17 protein-coding genes are annotated in these 15,780 nt (G+C 45.0%); 8 read left to right on the top strand and 9 right to left on the bottom strand.

Annotated elements, in window-relative coordinates:
- Positions 1–4: 4 nt before the first annotated feature.
- The 7 genes from dapC (at position 5) to panD (ending at position 5,220) form a co-directional block, all read left to right on the top strand.
- Positions 5–1,192 carry a succinyldiaminopimelate transaminase gene (gene dapC / locus OA79_RS14225; protein ID WP_063333902.1) on the top strand — a complete coding sequence of 396 codons (1,188 nt, stop codon included), beginning with the start codon at positions 5–7 and terminating at the stop codon, positions 1,190–1,192.
- Between the two features lie 35 nt (positions 1,193–1,227).
- A complete protein-coding gene (gene dapD, locus OA79_RS14220; protein ID WP_063333901.1) occupies positions 1,228–2,265 on the top strand; it encodes a 2,3,4,5-tetrahydropyridine-2,6-dicarboxylate N-succinyltransferase in 1,038 nt (345 codons plus the stop codon).
- Positions 2,266–2,361: 96 nt separating this feature from the next.
- Positions 2,362–2,706: an ArsC family reductase gene (locus OA79_RS14215; RefSeq protein WP_063333900.1), complete on the top strand. Its 345-nt coding sequence runs from the start codon at positions 2,362–2,364 to the stop codon at positions 2,704–2,706.
- A gap of 273 nt (positions 2,707–2,979) precedes the next feature.
- Entirely contained in the window at positions 2,980–4,125 is a 1,146-nt protein-coding gene (dapE, locus tag OA79_RS14205; protein ID WP_063333898.1) for a succinyl-diaminopimelate desuccinylase, read from the top strand.
- A gap of 10 nt (positions 4,126–4,135) precedes the next feature.
- Positions 4,136–4,417, top strand: coding sequence for a hypothetical protein (locus OA79_RS14200; RefSeq protein ID WP_063333897.1), 282 nt, complete (start codon positions 4,136–4,138; stop codon positions 4,415–4,417).
- Positions 4,407–4,781 (top strand): hypothetical protein, encoded by a 375-nt coding sequence (locus OA79_RS14195; RefSeq protein WP_063333896.1) that lies wholly within the window; start codon positions 4,407–4,409, stop codon positions 4,779–4,781. Before OA79_RS14200 ends, OA79_RS14195 begins: the two co-directional genes overlap by 11 nt.
- A gap of 58 nt (positions 4,782–4,839) precedes the next feature.
- Positions 4,840–5,220: an aspartate 1-decarboxylase gene (gene panD, locus OA79_RS14190; protein WP_063333895.1), complete on the top strand. Its 381-nt coding sequence runs from the start codon at positions 4,840–4,842 to the stop codon at positions 5,218–5,220.
- A gap of 78 nt (positions 5,221–5,298) precedes the next feature.
- Here the strand turns inward: panD and tpx are convergent, their stop codons facing one another.
- The gene (gene tpx / locus OA79_RS14185; protein ID WP_063333894.1) at positions 5,299–5,793 is read right to left on the bottom strand and encodes a thiol peroxidase; all 495 of its coding nucleotides are present in this window, start codon (positions 5,791–5,793) and stop codon (positions 5,299–5,301) included.
- A 29-nt stretch (positions 5,794–5,822) separates the two neighbouring features.
- Positions 5,823–6,281 carry a cold-shock protein gene (locus OA79_RS18560; protein ID WP_063333893.1) on the bottom strand — a complete coding sequence of 153 codons (459 nt, stop codon included), beginning with the start codon at positions 6,279–6,281 and terminating at the stop codon, positions 5,823–5,825.
- Positions 6,282–6,568: 287 nt separating this feature from the next.
- On the opposite strand from OA79_RS18560, the gene OA79_RS14175 reads away from it, so the two are divergent.
- The gene (locus OA79_RS14175; RefSeq protein WP_063333892.1) at positions 6,569–6,781 is read left to right on the top strand and encodes a SlyX family protein; all 213 of its coding nucleotides are present in this window, start codon (positions 6,569–6,571) and stop codon (positions 6,779–6,781) included.
- A 15-nt stretch (positions 6,782–6,796) separates the two neighbouring features.
- Here the strand turns inward: OA79_RS14175 and OA79_RS14170 are convergent, their stop codons facing one another.
- The 7 genes from OA79_RS14170 to relA all read right to left on the bottom strand — a co-directional run bounded on the left by OA79_RS14170 (position 6,797) and on the right by relA (position 15,775).
- Positions 6,797–7,585 carry a class I SAM-dependent methyltransferase gene (locus OA79_RS14170; protein ID WP_063333891.1) on the bottom strand — a complete coding sequence of 263 codons (789 nt, stop codon included), beginning with the start codon at positions 7,583–7,585 and terminating at the stop codon, positions 6,797–6,799.
- Between the two features lie 34 nt (positions 7,586–7,619).
- A complete protein-coding gene (locus OA79_RS14165; RefSeq protein ID WP_063333890.1) occupies positions 7,620–8,420 on the bottom strand; it encodes an undecaprenyl-diphosphate phosphatase in 801 nt (266 codons plus the stop codon).
- 1 nt (position 8,421) lies between these two features.
- Positions 8,422–9,129: a tRNA (adenosine(37)-N6)-threonylcarbamoyltransferase complex dimerization subunit type 1 TsaB gene (gene tsaB / locus OA79_RS14160; protein WP_063333889.1), complete on the bottom strand. Its 708-nt coding sequence runs from the start codon at positions 9,127–9,129 to the stop codon at positions 8,422–8,424.
- 7 nt (positions 9,130–9,136) lie between these two features.
- Positions 9,137–9,793, bottom strand: coding sequence for an adenylate kinase (adk, locus tag OA79_RS14155; protein ID WP_063333888.1), 657 nt, complete (start codon positions 9,791–9,793; stop codon positions 9,137–9,139).
- A 229-nt stretch (positions 9,794–10,022) separates the two neighbouring features.
- Entirely contained in the window at positions 10,023–12,653 is a 2,631-nt protein-coding gene (ppc, locus tag OA79_RS14150) for a phosphoenolpyruvate carboxylase (RefSeq protein WP_063333887.1), read from the bottom strand.
- Between the two features lie 66 nt (positions 12,654–12,719).
- Positions 12,720–13,526 (bottom strand): nucleoside triphosphate pyrophosphohydrolase, encoded by an 807-nt coding sequence (gene mazG / locus OA79_RS14145; RefSeq protein WP_082825481.1) that lies wholly within the window; start codon positions 13,524–13,526, stop codon positions 12,720–12,722.
- Complete coding sequence (relA, locus tag OA79_RS14140) at positions 13,523–15,775, bottom strand: GTP diphosphokinase (RefSeq protein WP_063333886.1); 2,253 nt, start codon at positions 15,773–15,775, stop codon at positions 13,523–13,525. The genes mazG and relA overlap by 4 nt, the downstream gene beginning before the upstream one ends.
- Positions 15,776–15,780 lie beyond the last annotated feature (5 nt).

Genomic DNA, 15,780 nt, shown 5'->3' with positions numbered 1-15,780 from the left:
AAACATGAACCCATTTATTGATTCCTTACATCCTTATCCATTTCAGAAGTTAGCTGAGCTCTTAGAAGGCATACAGCCTAACCCAGATAAAACGCTGATCAAACTGACCATTGGAGAGCCACAACATCAGGCACCTCAAGTGGCAATGGAAGCTCTGGCCAATAACCTTAATGGTGTGAGCAAATATCCGAGTACCAAAGGGGAAGCCGCATTACGCCAAGCCATCAGTGACTGGACCAAAACACGCTTCCAATTGGACGATCTAAACCCTGACACTCAAGTGTTGCCTGTCACTGGCACACGTGAAGCCCTGTTCGCTATTACCCAAACATTGGTCGGAGAAAAAACCTCTCCACTCGTGATTAGTCCTAACCCTTTTTACCAAATATATGAAGGTGCCGCGATTCTGGCAGGCGCCGATCGCCATTTCCTGCCATGCGATGCCAACAACCAATATAAAATCGATTACCGAGCCGTAACCGATGAGGTTTGGACTCGTTGCGAAATCTTATTTGTTTGCTCGCCGAACAACCCTAGTGGCACCATTACGACCTTAGAGGAATACGCTTTTCTTATTGAAAAAGCCAAACAGTTTAACTTCACCATCGTTGCGGACGAATGTTACTCAGAGATTTACTTCGGTGAAGACGCACCACTAGGACTATTAGAAGCTTGCCAGCAATTAGGCCACTTAGATTATAAGCATTGTTTGATTTTCCAATCACTTTCCAAACGCTCGAATCTACCCGGTCTCAGATCAGGATTTGTAGCAGGCGATGCCAACATACTTAAACCTTTCTTGCTGTATCGCACCTATCAAGGCTGTGCTATGCCAATCCATCATCAGATGGCCTCTATTGCAGCGTGGAATGATGAACAGCACGTGATCGAAAACCGTCAAATTTATACCCGTAAATTCGACGCGGTGTTAGACATACTCGAACCCGTCATGCAGGTCAGCAAGCCCGAAGCAGGATTCTACTTATGGCCACAGCTGACCATATCTGACGAAGCGTTCTGTACAGCGTTATACCAAGAAGAAGCCGTGTTGGTATTACCTGGCAGCTACCTTGGTCGTGACGTAAACGGACACAATCCTGGTAGCCAGCATGCTCGTATGGCATTGGTTGCCGAAGAATCAGAATGCACTGAGGCGGCACACAGAATAAAAGCCTTCCTCAGTCGCAGATAACCCCTTAGCTATAAAACTCAGTTGGAGATAAATACATGAGTAACTCAATTTTTGCATTCGGTCTTGGTATCGGCACTCAAAACAAAGAAGGCGACTGGCTTGAAGTCTTTTATTCAGCGCCTTGTTTAGGGGCTGAAAAGACCACGCTTGATGCATTAGTAGAAAGCACAAATTATGAAGGCGGCAACAGTACGCTAGTTCTAGAGGAAAGCGACCTAAACCGCCTTCACATGAACCTATTAAAAGCCGGTAACATTGAACAAGCTGAATTAGCGTCCCGCCTGAAAGCCTCTACTCAGCCGGTTATTCTATGTGTCTTGGCGACAGATGAAGCACCAAGCAATCCAGCTGAAGTTTACTTGAAGCTGCAATTGATCTCTCATCGCCTAGTTAAACCACACAGCACCGTGTTGGATGGTATGTTCGGCTTACTGATTAACACAGCCTGGACCAGCGAAGGCCCAATCGACGTCCGTGAACTTGCTGACCGCCAACTAAGCGCTCGCATGGAAGGTCGTACCATTGAAGTTTTCAGCGTGGATAAATTCCCTAAAATGCTTAACTTTGTTGTGCCAACCGGTATTCGTGTTGGCGATGCAGCACGCATCCGTCTTGGCGCTCACTTAGGTGAAGGCACCACAGTAATGCACGAAGGTTTCGTTAACTTCAACGCCGGCACACTTGGTACCAGCATGGTAGAAGGCCGTATTTCGGCAGGCGTTGTGGTTGGCAATGGTTCTGACCTAGGCGGCGGCTGTTCAACCATGGGCACCCTGTCTGGTGGCGGCAACATTGTCATTGGTGTTGGTGAGCAATGTTTGATTGGCGCTAACGCTGGTATTGGCATCGGTCTAGGCGATCGCTGCACTATTGAGTCTGGTTTGTACATCACAGCGGGCTCTAAAGTAACCGTACTGGATGAGGACAACCAAGTTGTCTCTACCGTAAAAGCCCGCGACTTGTCTGGCCAATCCGATCTATTGTTCCGTCGTAATTCTGAAACGGGCGCAATTGAATGCAAAACCAATAAGACAGCCATTGCTTTAAACGAAGCATTGCACGCACATAACTAGTTTTTAATGAGTCAAATCATGGCGCTTTAATGTAACGTTAAAGCGCCATCTTTTTACCCTCAATCGTCTTTATCCTGAATACGACGGGAGTCCGCTATGTTAAATATTTATGGCATTAAAAATTGCGACACGATGAAAAAAGCTTTTCGTTGGCTTGATGAGCACCAAGTGGAATATCAATTCCATGATTACAAAAAAGAAGGCGTGAATGCCGAACTTGCTGCCACATGGGTCGCGAAGCTAGGCTGGGAAGCCGTCATCAATAAACGTGGCACAACTTGGCGCAAGTTAACCGATGACGTTAAAGAAAATATGAATGAAAGCAATGCCGTTGCGCTTATGCTTGAACAGCCTTCAGTGATTAAACGACCACTTATTGTGAAAAACGATGACGTGTATTTAGGATTTAATGCTGAGCAATACACTCAAACCTTACTTTAACGTAGAACTGGGGTGTAAATGCGAGGAGCTTCCTTTCTTTGAGTCATAGGCGTAACGGTTGGAGTGTATCCTGATGTCGATACATCTGAACGAATTACGGGAACGAAAAAAGATTCCTGAATGACGGGTTGTGGTCCAAAAAAGCTGCAACCAGCGACAACAGAACTCAATAAAATGACAACACCTAGCTTCATAATCCCACCTTTATACAAATCTCCTGTTATAGTAACAGAATCTTTTATAAAGTAGCTAAAACCAACACAAAGGTAAAGAATGTCTGACTTGTCTCCTACCCTAAAACTTGCCATAGATCTTATCTCCCGCCCTTCCGTTACACCAGAAGATGCAGGCTGCCAGGATGTGATGATCCAACGCCTCGAAAAGCTTGGTTTTAAGATCGAAAAAATGCCTTTTGGTGAGGTGAAAAATTTCTATGCAAAACGCGGAGACTCGGGACCAAACCTTTGTTTCGCAGGCCACACAGACGTCGTACCAACAGGCCCTGAAAGTGAATGGAAAGTCCCGCCTTTCCAGCCAGAAATCATTGATGGCATGCTTTATGGACGTGGTGCAGCCGATATGAAAGGCAGCTTAGCCGCGATGATCACAGCGGTGGAACACTTTGTTCAAGCCCACCCGAATCATCCAGGACAAATTTCCTTCCTCATTACCAGTGACGAAGAAGGTCCGTTTGTTGACGGTACAACTCGAGTCGTCGATGCCTTGATGGAACGCAATGAGAAAGTCGATTGGTGTATTGTTGGCGAACCATCCAGTACCAAACAGCTTGGCGACATCATCAAAAACGGTCGTCGCGGCTCGTTTAGCGGTGACCTCACTGTCTATGGTAAACAAGGCCACGTTGCCTATCCTCATCTGGCCGTAAATCCGATTCACCTAGCCGCACCTGCTCTAGCGGAAATGGCTAACACACATTGGGATAATGGCAATGACTTCTTCCCGCCGACCAGCTTTCAAGTCTCTAATATCCAAGCCGGCACTGGCGCAACCAATGTTGTCCCTGGCACATTAAAGGCACAATTCAATTTCCGTTTTTCATCCGAACTGGATTTTGACGCCTTAAAAGAACGCGTACTAAGCATTCTTGATCAACATCAATTGGAATACCACATTGACTGGACTTACAACGGCCTTCCTTTCTTAACTAAGCCTGGGGAACTGGTTGATGCCATGGTCAAAGCAATTGAAACGAACGTTGGCATCACACCTGAACTATCCACGTCTGGCGGCACATCTGATGGCCGCTTTATCGCTAAAATGGGCACTCAGGTTGTCGAGCTTGGTCCAATAAACGCCACCATCCATCAGATCAACGAATGTGTAGATGCCAACAGTCTAGAACAGCTGTCCAATGTGTATTCTGACATTCTAGAAAACCTATTTGTGAAAACAAAATAACGATTCAACAATGAGAGATAAAATCCACCGATTAGCCATGAAGCTAGGCAACAGCCCAAAACTCGCCTTGATCAAGATGATTCAAGGCGGCTTGCTTTTTGTGTTTGGCGTTTTGGTTCTAATGGTGTCTGACCGGGTATTAAGCGAATCATTAACACAAGAAATCATAGCCCTGTTTGGCTTAATCTTAGCGAGCTGTGGTGTTATTTGGACAATGGCAGGCTATCTGTCAATGAGCGTCTTAAGGATTTATCATATGCTACAAAAAAGGGATGAAGACGATGCAAACTGACATCGAAATTTACCTACTATCCTGCCCAACTGATAACATCATCCGTTGGCTAGAAGGCGAGTTCAACGTCATTGAGAAGAAGCAGCCTACCGCAGTCTGCACCAAACTCACCTTCGAGTATCAGCAGACAGACATCAAGGTCACCATCTTAGAACAAGCTGCAGGAAAGCGCTTTACGTCGGTATGGTTTGACTCTGACAAAACCCCTTGGGAAGACGATATGGCTTGCGCTAGACAAGCCTTCTCCACCCTAAATTGTGAAGTCCGCTGCAATTATCAAGGATGGGAAGAAGCTGGCGAACAAGACCCTGACCAATGGTGGCGAATCAACCAACAGGGCGAAGGGCCATTCATTTGGACGTAATATCGCTGGCACCCACAAGGTAAAAGCGCACTAAGAAAATAAGAGTAGAGAGACTGTAATGCAAGTAACACTTTTGAAAGGCAAACTTCATATGGCCAGCGTTACCCAAGCTGAGCTTTGGTACGACGGTTCATGTGCAATCGATAAAGACCTAGTCGAATTAGCGGGTTTTCGTGAATTTGAAAAAATTGATATTTACAATGTCGATAATGGCGAACGCTTCCATACTTACGTCATTTTAGCTGAAGCTGGTTCAGGCACCATCTCTATGAATGGCGCAGCTGCTCGTCGTGTGCAAGTCGGTGACCGTGTCATCATCGCCGCTTACGGCCAACTTGATGAAGCAGAAGCTGATCAATTTAAACCTAAGCTGGTTTATCTCAATAAAGACAACAGTGTTGAGCGATCAACGAACACCATTCCAATGCAAAAAGATTAAATCGACCTTGTTAAAGGTGAGTCTGTAGATAAAAAAAATCCCAACCGAAAGGCTGGGATTTTTTATTGAACATGACAATTACAAAGACGCTAATGCGGCTTCATAGTTAGGCTCATCTGCCGTCTCTGCAACTTGCTCTGAATAAAGCACCTTGCCAGACTCGTCTAATACAATAACGGAACGAGACAACAACCCCGTCAATGGACCATTGGCAAAAGCCAAACCATAGTCCGCTCCAAAAGTAGAACGGAAGCTAGAACCTGTATCCACATTATCAATGCCTTCGGCACCGCAAAAACGAGCGGCAGCAAAAGGCAGATCCGCAGACACACAAATCACATTAACCCCTTTTAGGGCTGCCGCTGATTCATTGAACTTGCGAACAGAGGTTGCGCAAGTCGGCGTATCTATAGATGGAAAGATATTCAATACCAATTTAGCGCCCTGATAATCGGCCAATGTCGTCACAGACAAATCTGTTTTAACCAATTCAAAATCAGGAGCTTGTGTTCCAACAGCAGGTAACGTACCTACTGTTTCAAATGGATTGCCTTTCAATGTTACCTGAGCCATATTTGCCTCTTAAAATTCAATCGCGATAATTAGCCGCGAACAATGGATACGTTTTCAGCTTGCTTACCTTTTTCACCTTCAGTGACATAAAAGCGAACAAGTTGACCTTCAACTAGGAATCGACGGCCACGGCCACGAATCGCACGGTAATGAACAAATACATCGTCACCGTTTTCCATCGTTAGAAAACCAAAGCCCTTTGAAGAGTTAAACCACTTCACAGTGCCTTGCTCGCGGTCATCATCGTCATCTTCATGACCAGCCGATCCAGACACACGAATTTGACTTACCATAGTACCAAGGTAAACCGATACTAGAACAAAACCAAAGTAAACTAGGTAGTTTGTGGCAATGTCTTCTTTTAAACCCCCTGCAATTAGCAATGGCACAATAAGTGCGATAACTAAGCTAACAATAAAAGCGCGCAATGAAAAAAAACCGGCACCTGACGTACCTTGACTCGAAAAATTATCTTGATGATCATTCATAACAATATATCTCTTATCTTATTAAATAGTATTGTGAAGCGAAATTGGCCAAATAAAGCCAGCTTCGTGTTAGTAAAAGTGAATAAATAGATATTTTTACCAAACTCTTTCTTAAATGCCATGTGAAGCCAATAAAGATGAGAGTAAAATACCTGCACCCTATCAATAGGCAATTTTCACGCCATTCTTACTTTATAAATGACCGCGACATAAGTCATGTAATTTTTTAGAGAATGACTGTAAAAATATGAGCTTAGCTTAATAAGATTAACACACAGAAGGCCTCTATGAATACCTCACAACTCAATCTACGTATCGATGAATTAGAGATGAAAGCACAGTTTCAAGAAGACACGATTGACAGCTTAAATCAGGCACTGATTCGACAACAAAAAGACATGCTAATATTGAAAGAGCAATTGGGCTTGTTTGCAAAACAATTGGAAAGCTATCGCCAGCAGCAATCCATTAATGACAATGAAACACCACCGCATTATTAATGACAATTTCTCGTGTTAAGGAAGATCGAGTGATTTCAAAACATACACATCGAAGCGGCCAGATTTACCATCTAATTGATAAGTCGGTTCCTCACCATTAAGGTAAGGTGCGCCTTTTGGTCGTTTTACAACCACACGATATTCAGCTCGCTGTTTCGCCTCGGCCAGTAATCGATCTGCATCATCGTCTTTGCCTATCAAATCGCGAAAAAATGCCATCTCTTTCTTAGCCGCCGCAGAGGATTTCTCCGTATGCGGATACATAGGATCAAGATAAACCACATCGAATGTGGCCTCTTCATCCATTTCAGCAATATCTCCAACCTGTAACCTCATCTTGGCGGCAATGTCAGCCACCTCAGCGTGCATCGATGCGCGATACAAACCATCTTCTAACATTTGACGCACAAAGCCTACACGCTCACACAAGCTAACCTCACAGCCTAAACAAGCGAGTACAAAAGCATCACGCCCTAAGCCTGCTGTCGCATCTAAAACCGATAAATGATTGCGTTTGTTTAAACCCACTGCCTTAGCAATATCCTGACCTTTACCACCACCAAAACGTCGTCTGTGATCGGCCGCTCCAGAGGTAAAATCAACCAAAACAGGTTTAGGCGCCCCTTTGCCGGTTTTAGCCATCGCCACACCCTGAGTATTTTTCAATAAAAGATAATCATACTCGGTAGCGAATTTAAGCTCTTTTTTCAGGAAAACATATGGCAATTGCAGCTGTTGCGATAAGGCTTTTACCTCATTAGCGAATGAGGATTCATTTGTCGCAACGGCAATAGAACTTGGCATAACCCCACCCTAATGAAACACCAACTTAACAAAGTTAGGCATAAACCATAAATAAAAGAATCACACCCAATACAAGGCGGTAAATAAAGAATGGGAAGAAACCTATGGTATTTAACCATTTTAAAAACAGATAAATACATAAATACGCACTGATGGCGGATAAAATCACGCCCATAATAAGACTAGACCAATCCACTACAATCGCCGAAGACATTAGCTCAATCAGTTTTAAACTGCCAGCCGCCGTAATCAGAGGAATGGAAAGTAAAAATGAAAAACGTGCGGAGGTTTCACGAGTAAAGCCCAGACTGCGGGCTGCCGTCATAGTAATACCGGATCGAGACGTGCCTGGAATCAAAGCCAAAGCCTGAGCCAAACCTATCGCCAGTACATTGTTTAAAGCAAGATCTTGCTGAGTTTTATGTGAATGTCCAAACCGGTCGGCGAGCCAGAGCAAGACACCAAAACCAATTGTGGTATAGGCAATGACTTCAATAGATCGCAAATGTGTACTGATAAAATCATCAAACACTAGACCCGCAACACAAGCCGGAATCGTCGCCAAGACAATCCACCAAGCCAGCTTACTATCGCTGCAACCACCTTTGCCAGAAACCGCCCTCACCCAAGCACAAATAATCTTCCATAAATCGGCGCGAAAATACCAAACGATGGCCGCTAAAGTACCAACGTGCACCGCCACGTCAAAGGCTAATCCTTGATCAGGCCAATCCAATAATTGAGCGGGAAGAATAAGATGAGCCGAACTGGAAATGGGCAGAAATTCCGTAAGGCCTTGAATCAAGGCCAGAAATACAATGTGGTACCACAACATTTTAACGCTTTCCTATACGAGGCGCCTGTTTTTCCCAGGTGATTTCATCCCTTAAATAAGTTGGAATCGCGTCATACGCAGAAACCACTTCCCCTTTCGCCAATTTGATGGCCGCCAATTCAGCGATACAAGCCGCTCGTGGCGCTAAATCATCCAACACATGCGATGGCATTTCCGGCAATAAAGACGCTAACGTGTCTTTGTAACACCAACCTGAGCCAACACCATTAAAAGCTTGTGTGAACTTAGGCAATTGATCCGGCTTTGATACGGCTTCTGGTACCAGGCACTCAAGGTGATAACCTTGAGCATTTTTATCAACTCGATACCCCGCCATGTACACTTCTCCCATGCGAGCATCCAGTGCCGCCAGCCAATGAGATTGACTGGTTTTTTGGAAACCTTCTAGCGCCAATGCTGCCAATGTCGACACTGGCACAACCGGCAAATCCGCACCAAAAGCAAGCCCCTGAACAACCCCCGCACTAATACGGAGCCCAGTAAACGAACCTGGACCACGTCCAAACGCGATGGCATCTAAATCAGATAAAGTCAGTTGGGCTTGTTGAAGAAGTTGATCGACCATAGGTAAGATCAAATCATTATGCAGACGCGGTGCCATGCGAAAATCTTCCAACACAACACCATCAATATTCAACGCCACAGAACATGCTGGCGTTGACGTATCTAATGCTAAAATGGTGGTCATTGAAACATTAAGCCTGTAACGCAGTTAATAGGTTTTGTTTAATCTCATTCAGATCACCAACACCGTTCACTTTAACGAATTTAGGGGCATTAACAGCGTCCGCATTTAACCACTCCTGGTAGTATCCAATAAGTGGTGCGGTTTGCTCATGGTACACGCCTAAACGCTTACGAACTGTTTCTTCAGTGTCGTCAGCACGCTGGATAAGCTCTTCGCCAGTCACGTCGTCTTTACCAGCTACTTTTGGTGGATTGTAAACAAGATGATAACTGCGACCGGATGCTTCATGCACTCGACGGCCACTCATGCGCTGAACAATTTCTTCATCAGCCACATCAATCTCTACAACGTAATCAATTTTCACACCGGCATCTTTCAACGCATCCGCTTGTGGAATGGTGCGTGGAAAGCCATCAAACAAAGCACCATTAGCACAATCATCTTGTGTTAGACGTTCTTTTACTAAGCCAATGATAATGTCATCAGAAACAAGCTGACCCGCATCCATAACGGCTTTTGCTTTTAAACCAAGTTCGCTTCCTGCTTTTACAGCGGCACGTAACATATCACCAGTCGAGATTTGCGGAATACCAAACTCTTCGGTAATAAACTGAGCCTGAGTTCCTTTACCTGCACCTGGCGCACCTAATAAAATTACTCGCATAATAAAGTCTCCAAAAGACAGCGTTAACTGAATTGCAAGATTGGCTGACACAATAAGACTAAAACGCACCCATTTGGTCGCAATAAAAAGTGTACAGACAAACTATTTGCATATTAAAAAATTGAATGGCCGCCAAGCATACCCAAGCCGCCCTTCATTTTGCAAATTTACCTGCCTTTTTTTGTCATTTTCTTACCCATAGTGAGTATTTTTTAATCTTTTTAATAAATTAGCCTGTATTTTGCATACCACTGGCAATGCCCGCCATGGTAATCATCAAGGCTTTATTCACTTCTGCATTTTCCTCATCACGACGACTACGGAACAAAAGCTCTGCCTGTAAGTAATGCAAGGGATCAATATAAGGATTACGCACATCAATCGACTGACGTATGGTTTTATTGTCCTCAATTAGACGCTCCTGCTGCTTCAATGTCTTCACCAAATCACTGACTTGACTTAGCTTAGCTCGCAACAGTCTTCCCAAGCCTTGAAGCTCTTCTGGCACCAGACGCTTTTCATAGTACTCGGCAATCTCTGGTTCTGCCTTGGCCAAGACCATGTCTAACATATCCAGATAGGCACCAAAGAAAGGCCACTTGTCATGCATCTCGCGAAGCTTATCCAAATTCCCCGACTCAATGGCTTGCTCAATTGCACTTTCGGCTCCCAGCCAAGCCGGCAACATTAAGCGAATTTGCATCCAGGCAAAAATCCATGGAATGGCCCGCAAGCTTTCTACGCCGCCATCTAAACGACGTCGAGCCGGTCTTGAACCAAGAGGCAACTTGGCCAACTCTTGCTCTGGCGTGGTTGCACGGAAATAAGGAACAAAGTCTTCATGACCCCGAACAATAGACCGATACTGATTCATACCGACTTCAGCCATTTCATCCATGATGGCACGCCACTCTTCTTTCGGTGGTTCAGCGGGTATCAAGGTTGCTTCCATGACGGCAGAGCAATAAAGCTCTAATGAGCGTACTGCGATGTCAGGGATACCAAATTTAAAACGAATCATTTCGCCTTGTTCTGTGACTCGGATCGCACCATTCACCGAGCCAGGAGGTTGCGACAAGATCGCCACATGAGCGGGGCCGCCACCACGTCCGACGGTACCACCGCGTCCGTGGAACAAGGTTAAGTGAATACCGTGTTTCTGACACAATCGAGTTAAGGCTTCTTGCGCACGGTACTGCCCCCAAGTCGCCGCAATTTGACCCGCATCTTTAGCCGAATCAGAATAGCCAATCATGACTTCTTGGCGGCCGTTTATGTAGGACTTATACCAAGGCATGGAAAACAATTGCTCGATAATGGGTTCCGCATTATCCAAATCGGCCAAAGTTTCAAATAAAGGCACAATTCGCATGGGGAAACTCACCCCAGACTCTTTCAACATCAAAGCAACCGCCAACACATCAGAAGGAGCACTGGCCATTGAAATCACATAAGAACCAAATGAGCTTTGTTCCCCCTGCGCGATCATGGCAAACGTATCCAGCACTTCTTTTACTTCATCTGTAGGAGACCAATCCAGTGGCAACAATGGGCGTTTAGAATTCAATTCTGCCAATAAAAAAGCCTGACGAGACGCTTCATCCCATTCGGCATAATCACCCAAACCATAGAATCGAGTAATGGCCGATAAGGCATCAATATGTCGCGCTGAATCTTGACGTACATCCAAACGCACCAAGGTCATGCCAAACGTCGCGGCACAGCGGATCAAGTCCAGCAACGAACCGTTGGCAATCACCTTCATCCCACTGTCGAGAAGAGACTGATAACACAACACCAAATCACGAATTAACTCTTCACTGTTGAGAAACACGCCCTCGTCGGAGACGGACTCACCGTCCAAACACGCTTTAGCCCAGTTTTTGGTTTTATGCATTTTCGTTTCAAGATGGCGAAACACGTCACGATAAGGCTGAGCACTGTCACCGACTCGAGCTCGTAACGCATCATTACATTGCGTCATGGAAAACTCAGAACGCAGAATATTTAAGTCTTTAATATAAAGATCAGCCGCCATCCAACGAGCCAATAACGCCACTTCTTTGGTAACCTTATGCGTCACATTCGGGTTGCCATCACGGTCACCGCCCATCCAAGTTGCGAAACGAATGGGGGCTAAGTCCAATGGCAAGTGCTCTTGTTGAGAATGCTCACTAAACTGCTCATCCAGTTGACGAAAAAAGCGTGGCACCGCTTGCCACAAAGACTGCTCAATGACAGCAAACCCCCATTTAGCCTCATCCACGGGTGTTGGACGCTCTTCACGGATCTCATCCGTGTGCCAAGCTTGAGTAATAATCTCTTTGAGACGGCGAATGTGCTTGGTTTCTTCTAGGGGCAGGATGTTGTCTTTATCCAGGGCTTCCAATTCGCTGGAAATATTATCGTATTTACGAATTAACGAGCGTCGGACCACTTCGGTAGGGTGAGCCGTTAAAACAAGCTCAATAGATTGCCCTTGTAATGCTTCGATCATTTGTTCTGAGGTGTAATTTTGCTTTACTAGGCGCTCAAGCAAATCCCCCACGGGGTTGTGGTACACCCTCAAACTTTCGTTGGTACGACGACGGTGAACGCGATGATATTGTTCCGCAATGTTGGATAGGTTCAGGAACTGATTAAACGCTCGAGCAACAGGGACAATTTCTTTATCATCTAACGCTTCTAGCGCATCAATGAGTGCGGCTGAATCCCCTGATTGTCGACCATCTTTAGAGAGCAGGCGGATGTTTTCAACTTTTTCAAGAAAGCCCTCTCCCAAGTGATTACTCATGCTCTCGCCGAGACAATCTCCCAGCAACCTAACATTTTCACGTAACGACGCTTGACGATCACTCACCTCAACCTCCTAAAAAAGTACCACAAACACTTATTGAGTCGCGTTATTATTCTTTCTATTACAAGGCTATAAACCTTCGCTTTTAGCTTGCTCCCAGTAACGGTCTAATTCTTCCAAAGAACAATCCGTTAATGTTCTATTCTGTGCTACTAACAATGTCTCGATTCTAGCAAAACGACGTCGAAACTTAGTATTGGTTTTGTTTAATGCTATATCTGGTGACACCTTAAGATGACGTGCCAAATTGGTCATAGCAAATAACACATCGCCCATTTCTTCAGCGATATGTCCCTGCTCGCCAAGCTGTATGGCCTCTTCCAACTCATCCAACTCTTCGCGAATTTTGGCAAACACTGGCGTAATATCCGGCCAATCAAATCCAAACTTAGCGGCTTTTTGTTGCAGTTTAACGGCTTGCATCATGCTCGGCATAGAGCTTGGCACATCATCCAACACTCCTTGCTTAGGCTTTGAGGCTTTTTCTTGCGCTTTAATCGTTTGCCATTGGGCGGAAACGTCTGCTTCAGACACGTTGTTTGGCTCACCAAAGCGACTAAGCTCGCCTTGTGGAAAAATGTGCGGATGACGACGCAGCATTTTAGCCACTATGCCATTCACCACATCGTCAAAATTAAATTTTTCATCTTCAAGTGCTATTTGAGAGTAAAAAATCACTTGGAACAGCAAGTCTCCAAGTTCATCCTTTAAATCATCAAAGTCCGCTCTCTCAATGGCATCAATGACTTCATAAGCTTCTTCCAAGGTATAAGGCGCAATGGTCTGATAGGTTTGTTTCTTGTCCCAAGCACAACCATAGTCTTTATCACGCAAACACGTCATTAAATATTGTAGGCGCTGGATTGCTTCACTCAAAAGTCTCTCTCTCTAAACACGTTTAATACATTGGGTAATTGATTGATCCGATGTAATAACTTACTCAACACACTCAATTCCCCTACCTCGATGGTAAAACGGATACTGGCCGTGTGGTTCTCTTTTGCTGATAAGGTGTTCATCGACAATAGATTCACTTTTTCATTGGCAAGCAACCCGGTAATATCATTAAGCAACCCCGTTCTGTCGTAAGCTTCCACTTGAATGTTCACTGGGTATTGATTGTCTAAACGCTCCCCCCAGCTCACGTCAATAATACGTTCTGGCTCATCCATCCCCAATTGCACTATGTTAATACAATCCTGACGATGTACCGAAACCCCTCGACCATGGGTAATGTAACCAGCAACATCATCACCAGGAATCGGCGTACAACACTTGGCCATTTGCGTTAAGAGCTTACCGACACCGAGAATATGAATGTCATTATCAGAGGATTTATGACGACTTTTCTTCAAACGAATTGGGCGAGTTGTGCTCGGTGCTTCACCGTTCAAACTGAAGAATTCATCAACCACTCTCAACACGCGAGCCAGTTGAATGTCCCCTGCCCCTAATGCCACATAAACTTCATCCGCATTGGAGAAATTAAATCGTGCGGCGACCGTTTGTAAGTCAACTCGACTGTCGTCCACGCCCAAACGCTTGAGCTGCTTATCCAATAAGGCCTTACCCGCTTCAAGGTTTTTATCTCGATCTTCCTTGCGGAACCAGTTTTGAATTTTGGCGCGGGCACGGTTAGTTTGCACATAACCTAAAGTTGGATGTAACCAGTCTCGACTTGGTCCACCTTCTTTTGTGGTAAGAATTTCAACCTTGTCACCTGTTTTAAGGTGCGTTACCAAAGAAATGATCTTGCCATTTACCTTTGCACCACGACACCGGTGACCAATTTCTGTATGCACTCGATAAGCAAAATCTACTGGCGTCGCATTGACGGGTAAATCCACCACGTGACCATCTGGGGTAAACACATAAATACGGTCTTGCTCAATATCACTGCGTACTTGTTCGGATAAGGACTCTAAATCCCCTTGAACTTCATGAAAGTCCAAGATGGTTCTCAGCCACTGCAATTTTTCTTCGTAACTGCTGCTGTTCGAACTAAGATCTGTGCCTTTGTATTTCCAATGAGCACACACCCCAAGTTCCGCATCCTCATGCATTTTATGAGTACGAATTTGTATTTCTAAAGCACGACCTTGAGGCCCAACAACGGCCGTATGGAGCGATTGATAACCATTCGATTTAGGGTTACTGATGTAATCGTCAAATTCTTGTGGAATGGGTCGCCATAAATTATGGACAATACCAAGAACGCCATAACATTCCATTGGCTCATCCACTAAGATACGTACAGCACGCACATCATAAACTTCATCAAAGCCAATGTTTTTGCGCTTCATTTTGCGCCAAATACTGTAAATATGTTTCGCCCGCCCCATCAGATCCGCATGAATATTAATGCCTTTCAAGCGCTGATCAAGCAGACCGATCACATCTTCTATGTACTGCTGACGATCAAGACGTTTTTCATCCAGCCATTTAGCAATGCGTTTGTATTCGGTAGGGTAAAGGTATCGGAACGAAAGGTCTTCAAGTTCCCATTTGATGTGACCAATTCCTAAACGGTGAGCTAAGGGTGCATAAACACTTTGCACTTCCAAAGCAACCGCGACTCGACGATCTTCATCCTGATATTTCGCTTCTTTGATCGCACAAGCTCTCTCGGCCAATTTGATCAACACAACTCGCACATCATCAATGATCGAAACCAGCATTTTACGTAATGATTCCAGCTGGTTTTCGTTGCTACCTAATACTTCGGCTGCGGTGTCTGCGGTTAAATTCTTTGACACCTCTCCCATGCGAATCACCCCTTCAACCAGAGAGGCAACTTTACGACCAAACATGTCTACTACGCGGCTAATCGGCAACTGATCTTCTCGAACGGCTCGATACAAGGCCGCAGCAACAAGAGAATCTTGATCAGCTCGGAAACCGGATAAAATCTCAACCATTTCCAAACCGGCACGGAAGGTACTGGCTTGCGAGCCCCAATAGGAAGGTCGGGCACATTGCAACTCAGCTTGTCGAGCCAACTCACAGGCCATCCTTAGAGGCACTCGTGCACCGTCATCAATTAGATCGGAGAAATTCGACATCCAAGCATCAATATCAACACTGCCATCTTCTAATACTGGATGATCTTTTCTTACTGTTACCATTTATC

Origin of the sequence: Marinomonas sp. TW1 (assembly GCF_001625355.1) — a bacterium.
Taxonomy (GTDB): Bacteria; Pseudomonadota; Gammaproteobacteria; order Pseudomonadales; family Marinomonadaceae; genus Marinomonas.
This window is presented reverse-complemented; position numbering and strand designations above follow the sequence as displayed.

Coding starts and splice junctions, on each gene's coding strand:
- panD (WP_063333895.1), top strand. CDS start 4,840: ATGCAAGTAACACTTTTGAAAGGCAAACTTCATATGGCCAGCGTTACC.
- OA79_RS14170 (WP_063333891.1), bottom strand. CDS start 7,585: ATGCCAAGTTCTATTGCCGTTGCGACAAATGAATCCTCATTCGCTAAT.
- tpx (WP_063333894.1), bottom strand. CDS start 5,793: ATGGCTCAGGTAACATTGAAAGGCAATCCATTTGAAACAGTAGGTACG.
- relA (WP_063333886.1), bottom strand. CDS start 15,775: ATGGTAACAGTAAGAAAAGATCATCCAGTATTAGAAGATGGCAGTGTT.
- OA79_RS18560 (WP_063333893.1), bottom strand. CDS start 6,281: ATGAATGATCATCAAGATAATTTTTCGAGTCAAGGTACGTCAGGTGCC.
- OA79_RS14215 (WP_063333900.1), top strand. CDS start 2,362: ATGTTAAATATTTATGGCATTAAAAATTGCGACACGATGAAAAAAGCT.
- OA79_RS14200 (WP_063333897.1), top strand. CDS start 4,136: ATGAGAGATAAAATCCACCGATTAGCCATGAAGCTAGGCAACAGCCCA.
- dapD (WP_063333901.1), top strand. CDS start 1,228: ATGAGTAACTCAATTTTTGCATTCGGTCTTGGTATCGGCACTCAAAAC.
- tsaB (WP_063333889.1), bottom strand. CDS start 9,129: ATGACCACCATTTTAGCATTAGATACGTCAACGCCAGCATGTTCTGTG.
- OA79_RS14165 (WP_063333890.1), bottom strand. CDS start 8,420: ATGTTGTGGTACCACATTGTATTTCTGGCCTTGATTCAAGGCCTTACG.
- OA79_RS14175 (WP_063333892.1), top strand. CDS start 6,569: ATGAATACCTCACAACTCAATCTACGTATCGATGAATTAGAGATGAAA.
- dapC (WP_063333902.1), top strand. CDS start 5: ATGAACCCATTTATTGATTCCTTACATCCTTATCCATTTCAGAAGTTA.
- adk (WP_063333888.1), bottom strand. CDS start 9,793: ATGCGAGTAATTTTATTAGGTGCGCCAGGTGCAGGTAAAGGAACTCAG.
- OA79_RS14195 (WP_063333896.1), top strand. CDS start 4,407: ATGCAAACTGACATCGAAATTTACCTACTATCCTGCCCAACTGATAAC.
- dapE (WP_063333898.1), top strand. CDS start 2,980: ATGTCTGACTTGTCTCCTACCCTAAAACTTGCCATAGATCTTATCTCC.